Origin of the sequence: Dysgonomonas sp. Shenzhen-Wh21 (genome assembly GCF_043392705.1) — a bacterium.
Classification (GTDB): Bacteria; Bacteroidota; Bacteroidia; order Bacteroidales; family Dysgonomonadaceae; genus Dysgonomonas.
Genome location: NZ_JAIXHZ010000119.1, coordinates 1 through 9,449, shown reverse-complemented (window position 1 = coordinate 9,449; position 9,449 = coordinate 1). Strand labels below are relative to the sequence as shown.

At 35.2% G+C, this 9,449-nt stretch carries 10 protein-coding genes and 1 pseudogene; 5 read left to right on the top strand and 6 right to left on the bottom strand.

What is annotated here, in order from left to right; all coding sequences use genetic code 11:
- Positions 1-247, top strand: a pseudogene (locus LDB17_RS07785) (hypothetical protein); the annotation flags it as partial.
- A gap of 83 nt (positions 248-330) precedes the next feature.
- Here the strand turns inward: LDB17_RS07785 and LDB17_RS07780 are convergent.
- The 3 genes from LDB17_RS07780 to LDB17_RS07770 form a co-directional block, all read right to left on the bottom strand.
- Positions 331-1,506 (bottom strand): DUF418 domain-containing protein, encoded by a 1,176-nt coding sequence (locus tag LDB17_RS07780; protein ID WP_252636551.1) that lies wholly within the window; start codon positions 1,504-1,506, stop codon positions 331-333.
- Between the two features lie 145 nt (positions 1,507-1,651).
- Complete coding sequence (locus LDB17_RS07775; RefSeq protein ID WP_252636552.1) at positions 1,652-2,062, bottom strand: DoxX family protein; 411 nt, start codon at positions 2,060-2,062, stop codon at positions 1,652-1,654.
- Between the two features lie 76 nt (positions 2,063-2,138).
- On the bottom strand, positions 2,139-2,990 hold the full coding sequence (locus LDB17_RS07770) for an energy transducer TonB (protein WP_252636553.1): 852 nt from the start codon (positions 2,988-2,990) through the stop codon (positions 2,139-2,141).
- Positions 2,991-3,160: 170 nt separating this feature from the next.
- Here LDB17_RS07770 and glmS point away from each other — a divergent pair, with 170 nt between their 5' ends.
- The 3 genes from glmS (at position 3,161) to LDB17_RS07755 (ending at position 6,065) form a co-directional block, all read left to right on the top strand.
- A complete protein-coding gene (gene glmS / locus LDB17_RS07765) occupies positions 3,161-5,005 on the top strand; it encodes a glutamine--fructose-6-phosphate transaminase (isomerizing) (RefSeq protein WP_252636554.1) in 1,845 nt (614 codons plus the stop codon).
- A 91-nt stretch (positions 5,006-5,096) separates the two neighbouring features.
- Positions 5,097-5,621 (top strand): hypothetical protein, encoded by a 525-nt coding sequence (locus LDB17_RS07760; protein ID WP_252636555.1) that lies wholly within the window; start codon positions 5,097-5,099, stop codon positions 5,619-5,621.
- 9 nt (positions 5,622-5,630) lie between these two features.
- Complete coding sequence (locus tag LDB17_RS07755) at positions 5,631-6,065, top strand: PaaI family thioesterase (protein ID WP_252636556.1); 435 nt, start codon at positions 5,631-5,633, stop codon at positions 6,063-6,065.
- 317 nt (positions 6,066-6,382) lie between these two features.
- Here LDB17_RS07755 and LDB17_RS07750 read toward each other — a convergent pair whose 3' ends face one another.
- Genes LDB17_RS07750 through LDB17_RS07740 form a run of 3 tightly spaced genes read right to left on the bottom strand, consistent with a single transcriptional unit; the run spans position 6,383 to position 8,352 of the window.
- Positions 6,383-6,751 (bottom strand): GntR family transcriptional regulator, encoded by a 369-nt coding sequence (locus LDB17_RS07750; RefSeq protein WP_252636557.1) that lies wholly within the window; start codon positions 6,749-6,751, stop codon positions 6,383-6,385.
- 4 nt (positions 6,752-6,755) lie between these two features.
- Positions 6,756-7,514: a hypothetical protein gene (locus LDB17_RS07745; RefSeq protein ID WP_252636558.1), complete on the bottom strand. Its 759-nt coding sequence runs from the start codon at positions 7,512-7,514 to the stop codon at positions 6,756-6,758.
- A 10-nt stretch (positions 7,515-7,524) separates the two neighbouring features.
- On the bottom strand, positions 7,525-8,352 hold the full coding sequence (locus tag LDB17_RS07740; protein ID WP_252636559.1) for an ATP-binding cassette domain-containing protein: 828 nt from the start codon (positions 8,350-8,352) through the stop codon (positions 7,525-7,527).
- Between the two features lie 482 nt (positions 8,353-8,834).
- Between LDB17_RS07740 and LDB17_RS07735 the strand changes: the two genes are divergently transcribed.
- Complete coding sequence (locus LDB17_RS07735) at positions 8,835-9,185, top strand: DUF805 domain-containing protein (RefSeq protein WP_252636560.1); 351 nt, start codon at positions 8,835-8,837, stop codon at positions 9,183-9,185.
- The last annotated feature ends 264 nt before the right edge of the window (positions 9,186-9,449 follow it).

The following is a 9,449-nucleotide window of genomic DNA, read 5'->3' as shown; positions in this document are numbered from 1 at the left end:
TAAGACATATTATTATTATCTTAATTTCGCAGACCCGCTAAAAGGTAAATATAAAATGCAGGATAAAAATTTTGCAACACTGGATGACTCAAGGGGATTAAAGAAAGTAATTTGCGAAGATCCTTTGATTTACGTTCAATCTGATTTGAAAAGCCAAATTGCAAAAGATTTAAAAATCAGTGAAAGCAAGATCATAGAGGCTACAATTACAGAAGTTTTCGAAAAAGGGTTGAAACCCTCGAATTAGAAAATATCATACAAATCTAAAATAAAACCTCAAAAGCTTCATTTTGCTTTTGAGGTTTTATTTTTAATATCAATACAAACGTTTTAATCTTTCTTTGAGCCAATCCATGTTGCCTTTTTCCATATATATTCTAGAGGTCCATGCTTGTGGTTTTTCATCCACCAACAAGAGAATATATATTGTACGATGAATATTCCGACCCCGATCAGAAAGGACATTGTTATACTCACTGATAGACCAAGCCCCCAGCTATAAAATATTGCACCACCTAGCAAAGATTGAGTTATATAATTGGTAAGGCTCATTTTACCATAAGGTATTAATTTCCTTAATAAGTATCGTCCTTTTTCAGTAGAATAATAAACAATAAGGACTAATGACACAAGGAAAAACAGAAATGAAACATTGGTAAAAGATTGAACTATTATCCCTAAAGGCTCTAACACTGCTTTATTTTCAATAAAGCCCGGAAGCATAAGGGTCAACCCTTTGAGAGGGAAGAAACAAACAACTCCAAGAATTAGCATACGAACCCATTTGCGAATATTGGTTTCGGGATGAAGGAAGAATTCTGTACGCCCTATAAGCATTCCGAACAAGAACAATCCGGCAACTTGACAAAAACGTCCATTTTCCCATGCCCACATAAAGCTACCCCATTCTCCATGATGCAACATTACATTAAAGATATCACTCAAGCTTGCCGATTTATCTATCAAGATAGGATTTAATTTACCATAATGATATCCTACCATACTTTCGCCCATTACATAGTCCGGATTAACTAAAGCATAAATAACACGCCCCCACTCTATTGGCTGAAGGATAAAGATTGTGGCGATAATCAATACAGTCTTGGTAGACAAACGTGCCGTTAATATCAGCATAATACCAATGAGTGAAAACATTACCAGAACATCGCCCGTATAGAAAAGAGAATTGATCATTCCCCAAACGAATAGTAAAACTAAACGCCATAAAAAACGAGGACGAAAATCGTTGCCTCTTTTTAACTGATTATTATCCTGAATAAAAAAACTAAAGCCAAATAATAAGGCAAATATACCATAAGCTTTTCCTGCAAAAATAAAAAAAGTAGAATCGAATAGAACCGAATCCAGAAACTTCATAAATGGAGTATCTATCGGAGTAAAATTGAAAAGATTATAGTTTTCGAGGCTATGTACTAACACTATGCCTAGTACCGAAAGACCTCTCAGGGCATCGGCAACATCAATACGGTGGACACTTTTTGTCATTTTTCTAAAATATGTTTTTTGGTATTAAAATTCGAAATATAAAATTGCACTCTCTGCATGATGCGGCAAAGATAATATTTTATATAAAAAGAAAAGCATGAGACTAGTCTATAGTCTCATGCTTTGCAAAAAATATCTTTCTTTTTTAATCCCAGATATGCTTTTTACTAAGAGCATATTTGCCACCACCGGTAAACACTAAAGCCAAAGCGCCAAAGATATATAAACCTTGCAACTCGAGCATCCAGCCTCCGGTCTCATTTAGCGAGAATACATCACCGCTATGAGCAAGCGAAACTGCAACCAACATATTAAATACAAATATTGCTGCAGCAACGCGTGTGCCGTATCCGAAAATTATAAACAAAGGAGCAATAATCTCTCCAACATACACCCCATAGGCGATAAAAGAAGGTAATCCTGCACCCTCCACCATTTGTTCTATCATTCCTGCCCCATGTGATAATTTAGCTATCCCATGCAAAAGCATTAATATACCAACACTTAATCTTAGAATAAGTAGTCCTAAATCTGTATTACGTTCTAATGTTTTCATTAATATATACTGTTACTATTTACATTACAGATATAAAACAAAGAAAAGTTAAATTAGTTCACATGAGAGTTATTTTCTATTTAGGTAATTCAAATGAAATAGGCAACATCACCTGCTTTGTGACAGGAACCCCATCTTTCAATCCGGGAATCCATTTAGGCATTTTTTTTATCAAATAATAAGCTTCTTCATTACAATCAGGAAACACACCTTTAAACAACCATATCTTTGATATCTCACCTTCAGCGGACACCTCTATATTAAATATAACCCGACCTTCTATTCCATATTTAATGGCACGCTTCGGATATTTCATATTAGTCTTCAGGTAAGTATCTAGTGCCTCCTGCCCTCCCGGATATTGAGGATCAGTGTTTAAAGAGTCAGACTCTTGAACAATCTGTTTTTCTTCTATCTGTGTCAAGGTATCTGTCGGAATCATTACCAAAGATGACTCATTTGTTAATTTCTGCTCTTCGTTTTTAGGCTGTTCCTTTGCTTGTGCTATTAACGTATCGGTCAACTTGAAAGTGACAGAAAGATGCTGAGTGAAATTGACAGGATTACCATCAAGCAAGGCAGGCGACCATTTGGGCATCGCTTGCAAAACACGTATAACCTCGTCATCTGCATCCGGATCAAATCCTCTTACTATTTCTACATCTTTTACACTTCCATCTTTAGCTACGTTGAACTTCAACTCCAGATCCCCTTCCATCTTTATTTTTATCAAAATGGGAGGATATTTTATATTAGTCTCTAAAAAATCGTATAACGTCTTCTCGCCATCCTTATAGAGAGGAGGAATAACTCCATTCAATGACGATGTTTCTTTTGTCAAAAACTTTGCAGTAATAGCTTTCTGTGAATAAACAGGGGTTAATATACAAAACAAGAATATAAATAAGGCAGTATGTACAAATTTCATTTTTGGCTCTTTTTTACAAACAAATATATACAAATTACTCAAGTCTAGTATGTATTTATATTTTATTAAACCCGCAAAATACATTTATGTTAATATTAACGTTTTTAATATTTGGAAACAATATTTTTAACAATACTATATATATCTTTACAGCCAAATAAAAAAACAATATGTGTGGAATTGTAGGATATATTGGCTTTAGAGAAGCCTACCCCATTTTGATAAAAGGTTTACATAGACTAGAGTATAGAGGATATGACAGTGCCGGAGTAGCAATTATAAATAGTGAAGACAACCTTTCGGTATACAAAACAAAAGGCAAAGTACAGCATCTTGAGGAATATACCAAAGGAAAAGACACAACCGGCACAATCGGCATAGCACATACCAGATGGGCCACACATGGCGAACCGAGCAACTGCAATGCACACCCCCACTACTCTCAATCAGAGTCTTTAGCCCTCATACACAATGGAATCATAGAAAACTATGCAGTACTTAAGGCTCAGCTAACACAAAATGGGTACAGTTTTCAAAGTAGTACCGACACGGAAGTACTGGTACAGCTAATTGAATATATCAAAAGCTTAAATAATTGCGATCTGTTTACAGCAGTTCAAATTGCACTCAATCAGGTAGTAGGTGCATACGCCATAGCCGTGATAGAAAAAGGAAAGCCCGACCAGATAATTGCAGCACGCAAAAGCAGCCCGTTAGTTATCGGAATTGGTGATGGCGAGTTTTTCATCGGATCAGATGCTTCTCCTATTATAGAGTATACCAACAAGGTTATTTATCTGGATGATGAAGAAATAGCTATACTCAAAAGAGATAAAGAGCCTAAGATAATTACGATCTCCAACATACAGAAAACACCGGAGATCAAACAATTGGAAATGAATCTCAGCCAACTAGAACGTGGCGGCTATCCACACTTCATGCTAAAAGAAATATTCGAACAACCTGAAACTCTTAAAAACTGCATGAGCGGACGCATTAATATAGAAGGTACAAACATAACTTTATCCGGGATAATAGACCATAAAGAAAAATTCATAAATGCACGGCGTATCATTATCATCGCATGTGGAACTTCATGGCACGCCGGACTAATAGGAGAATACTTATTCGAGGAGTTTTGCCGCATTCCCGTTGAAGTAGAGTACGCCTCAGAGTTTAGATATAGAAATCCTGTGATCTATGCCGACGACATCGTAATCGCAATTTCTCAATCGGGAGAAACTGCCGATTTGCTTGCAGCAATTGAACTAGCACGCAAGGCCGGAGCTTTTGTATATGGAGTATGCAATGTTGTAGGATCATCAATTCCTCGCAACACCAATTCGGGATCATATACGCATTGTGGACACGAAATAGGAGTAGCATCGACCAAAGCATTCACGGCACAGGTTACAACCCTCATATTAATGGCCTTGACTATTGCGAAAGAGAAAAAGGTGATAGAGGACGAAAAATATATAGAAATCACTAAAGAGCTTCTGTCTATTCCGTCGAAAATAAAAAAAGTTTTATCAAGCAATGAAAAGATTAAGGAACTATCCAATATCTTCACTTATGCACAAAACTTTATTTACCTCGGTCGTGGATACAATTACCCTATAGCTCTGGAAGGAGCCCTCAAGCTAAAAGAGATATCGTACATACATGCCGAGGGTTATCCGGCAGCCGAAATGAAACACGGACCAATAGCGCTCATAGACAATGAGATGCCGGTGGTAACGATTGCAACTCATAGTGCCATATACGACAAAGTAGTCAGTAACATACAAGAAATAAAAGCCAGAAGAGGCAAAGTAATAGCCATAATAAACGAAGGCGATGAAACAATGAAGTCAATAGCCGACCATTATATTGAAATACCGACTACAATAGAATGTCTCGACCCTTTACTAACCGTCATACCCCTACAGCTACTCGCCTATCATATTGCTGTAAATAAAAACAGGGATGTAGATATGCCGCGCAATTTGGCAAAATCCGTAACGGTTGAATAGACTGCTTGTTTTCACAATATATATTAAGTTTTGAATCCGATATTCAAAATATTTCTATCTTTGCATAAACTTTACACAAAAACATAAAATTATGAAAACAAACATTTTGATACTCACGTTTCTTTCTTCGTTTGCACTGAATCTGAGTATTAATGCCCAAAACTATCTTGCAACAGGAACTCAAATAACAATGGGAGACGATCTAAGAAAAGGAGTGGAAGATGTTACTGTGGGCGACGTTATTTTATCTTATGACTACACAAAAGACTTATACGAAAAGAAAAAAGTAGCAGGAGTGGACAAAATCATGTTCAACAGATTAGCACGCATCGTCTTAGAAAACAAGATGCAGGTACTTGTTACTTCTCAATATCCCTTCTGGAGCGAAAGAGGCTGGGTTTCTATCGATCCGGAAATGACAATTCAAAATCCCAAATATGCATCAGTAAAATCATGCAATGTGGGCGATTATTTAAAATTCTATGATATACTGAGTACCGGTTCGGATAGAATTGCTATTATAGAAGGCATACTCGAACCAATCATGGGCTATAATATCCAGCTCGAAGAAGGGGGCTCTATTATTGCCAACGGTTTTATCATAGGCGTTGATTAATAAAATTAAATGAAGCTGAACACCAATAACATTCAAGAACGTATTAAAGATACATTGATAGAGACGTTGAACATCACATTCATAGAATCGGATGATCAAACGTCTCTTGAAGCTATTATGCCCGTAGAAAAACGTTTGAGTCAAACGATGGGCGTATTACACGGAGGAGCAACAATATCTCTGGCAGAATCTGTTGCCGGCGTAGGTTCTAACACACTATGTGCACACGATGAACAATGCTTTGGCATGCAAATAAGTGCCAGTCATATCTCCAGTGCGAAAATAGGAGATATGGTAAGAGCCATAGGTACCTTACAACACAAAGGGCGATCTACTCACGTTTGGAATGTTGACGTCTTCTCGGAGACAACAGGAAAACTAATTTCGTCTGTGCGTGTCACAAATGCAGTTGTAAAAAGAATATTATATACAAAAGGAAAATAAAGGCAAGGAATGTGATAGGGGTTAGAATTTTTTAACTCTGGTTATATTTTCCGCTATTTCGTCCTGATTAAAGTGAAGGATCTCGAATAAGAAAAGCGAGATATTTCACTCCATTCGGTGTGACATAATAGATTTGATGTTCTACCCCTATTACACCCTTGCCTTTTACGAATTGAATTCTATTAAGCAGGAATGAGATTTATAAATTAAGTATTATAGAGAAGATATTATCATCTCCATTATTTGAAATATCATTAGAATAAAACAAATAATAACGACTGCAATCATAATATTGAAAATTTTGTTTGTATATTTTTTCATTTTACTTCCTTTTTAAATTGTTCGTACTGCTTTACTATATCATCGATACTTATATCGAGTAAATTCATAGAACGAAAAGTTTCGGGTAGTACTTCTTCAAAAAATTCTTTTTTCTGAAGCTTCGATATCTGTCCTCTAGCATTTTCGGCGACGTAATATCCCATGCCGCGTTTCGAATATATAATTTCCTCAGACTGCATATATTCAAAGGCTCTCATAGCCGTGTTAGGATTCACCTGCAATGTCATCGCCAGCTCCCTAACAGACGGAATTCGCTCATCTTCGCGCCATTCTTCTGTAAGGATATGCTGAAAGCAGAAATCTACTATTTGAAGATATATTGGTTTATTTGCTTTGAAATCCATAATACTATACTTCTGTTTCTCTTAATTTGAAATACGTCAACACCCACATTCCAAGAGGGAATATCGCTGCCAGTATATATTTAGCTACATCATACAGCAGTGTTGCCTGTGTTGCTACAAAACGAGATGAATCGCCTTCGGGAATCCAATAGCCATCAAAGCTTAGAATAGAAATCGGATCCATAGAACTTCTTATATAGGATACCTCCGGATAGAATTGATTTATAATAATCTTAGAAACAATTATTATAAAAATAAAAAACGCAGCGATTAATGACAATGTCTTCACAAAAGACCTTTTCTTCAAACATGCATACCCAAACAAAAAAACTGATTGAGCAGCATACAACATATGATAATCCCACCAATCGCTAAACTTAACGACAGGATGTCTAGTGGAGACAAATAGGGAGGATATAAAATCTAAGCACACTGATACGCCAAAAACCAGCAAGGGTATAATAACAATATATTTGATCCACAGACCCAAAAATCGTTCAAAAGTAGATACCGGCAAGGTAAAATAAAAAGTACTATTAGCATCGCTTAAATTCTTATCAAAAGAAATACTACAGATGATAATTGCTACATAAACCGGAGGAAGCATATTCCATAACCATCCGGTATCGATAGATTCCCAAACAGTCGCAATTGTATAATACGCAGCTATACCGCATACAATAAAAAGGTATTGCTTCCAATACATTGCAAACTCCCTTTTCTGCAAATTCCAAAAACGTTCTATATTAAATACAGCACTCATATCCATTTCGTTAAGCGTTAAATATATTCCTTATTTTTTCCTTATTCGTAACCACCGCATTAAACAAAGCTTCAATATTTAATGTACTTTCTTCATTGTACTTGTTCTCCAAGACCGAAGTGTATCCCAACATAGTTTGCTCTGTGAACAAGGCGTCTTCGGGTCTTGTAGTAGAATAAGTAAACAGTAGTTTGTTAGATATCTCCTCAACCGTATTATTAAGTAACACCTGATTGCGATCAAGAATAATGATAGGATCTATCAGACTTTCCAAATCACGAACTTGATGAGTGGAGATTAAGATACATTTGTTTTCGTCAAATGCCGAAGCTATTACTTTTCTAAATTGAGATTTAGAAGGGATATCCAGCCCATTAGTAGGCTCATCCAACAAGGTAACCGGTGTATTAAGAGATATAGCAAAAGCGATAAGAACTTTCTTCTTCTGTCCAAAAGACAATTCTTTCATCCGAGAATCAATATCCAAATGAAAATCATCTAAATATGAATTAAACTGTTCATTGCTAAAGTTGGGATAAAATACTGAATTCAACTTTACAAAGCTTTTAACTGTCTGCGATGGCACAATGAACTCTTCAGGCAGATAATACAATTGCTTCAACATATCGGGATTTCTAAGTGCCGTTTCAGTACCTAATACTTGACAACTTCCTTTTTTAGGAAAACACAACCCACTAATAATGCGCAACAATGTGGTCTTTCCAACACCATTTTCTCCGAGCAAACCATAAATACCATTTTTCATTTCAAATGAAACATTCTCAAAAATAGGCTTACGCTCTCTGTAATAAAAAGTAAGATTATTTATTTCTACCATAACAGTGCACTAGTTTATTAATACACTGCAAATATATTATATATTTTGATTACACCAAAACATTTGAATATATTTTTGCTGATTAAAAAAAAACTTAAAAGCGATGCATAATTACAATAATTGTAAAAACAGGGAAAATATTTTTAAATCAACAAAATTTGTCTCACAAATTACCCCTTTTTCACAAAAAGATAAAAGACAGCTTAACTCTATTGAATATTACAATAAGCCATGATAAAAAAACTAAATAAAGACAAAAAAGTAATTATGAAGAAAGGAAATAGATTTTCTCTTTTACAATAGAGAGAAGCCTTATGCACAAACAAGCATTATCAGTAAATATATTTAGGAAGTAGTGTTTTTTTATATACTTTTGCTGCCAAATAACATAAACGACATGGAGATCTGAAACCATACAAAAAAACGAGGCGGAACCGAAAAGCCAAAAGAGTAGGATAATTTTTTACAAAACTAATATTATAATGGAGTGGTTTTTAAAAGTAGTGAAAGAACATTACGCAGACTTTAACGGAAGAGCTAGACGAAAAGAATTTTGGATGTACAATCTTTTTGTGATGATAGGATACTTTGCCCTATACATAGTAGGTATTATCCTTGCATTTGTTTCCACAACTATTGGATCAATCGTTTTGGGATTATTAGGATTAGCGTATTTGGCAATCCTCATCCCTTCAATCGCTGTTTATGTAAGAAGAATGCACGATGTTGGTAAAAGCGGATGGTTTATATTAATTCCTATCTACAATCTCATTTTGGCTATTACAGAAGGAAATAAAGGGGACAACCAATATGGCCCCGATCCTAAAGTCTAATAACCTCAGGATCTATCATATAGTTTGCACTATAAGAAAGAAGGGCATAGATAATATTATTTATGCTCTTTCTGTTTATAAACTATTGATATTTATAAATTTATCTTATCAGGATTTTAATAACAATTATTTATTTAACTGCCCCTGTTATTATTATTTTTTATTATATTTGTGAAGTGGGTAAAAAGCGTATTCAACACTTATAGTTTTAAAGCCAGAAACACATTATTCTTCGATATACGGAAAGAATAAACAACAATAATA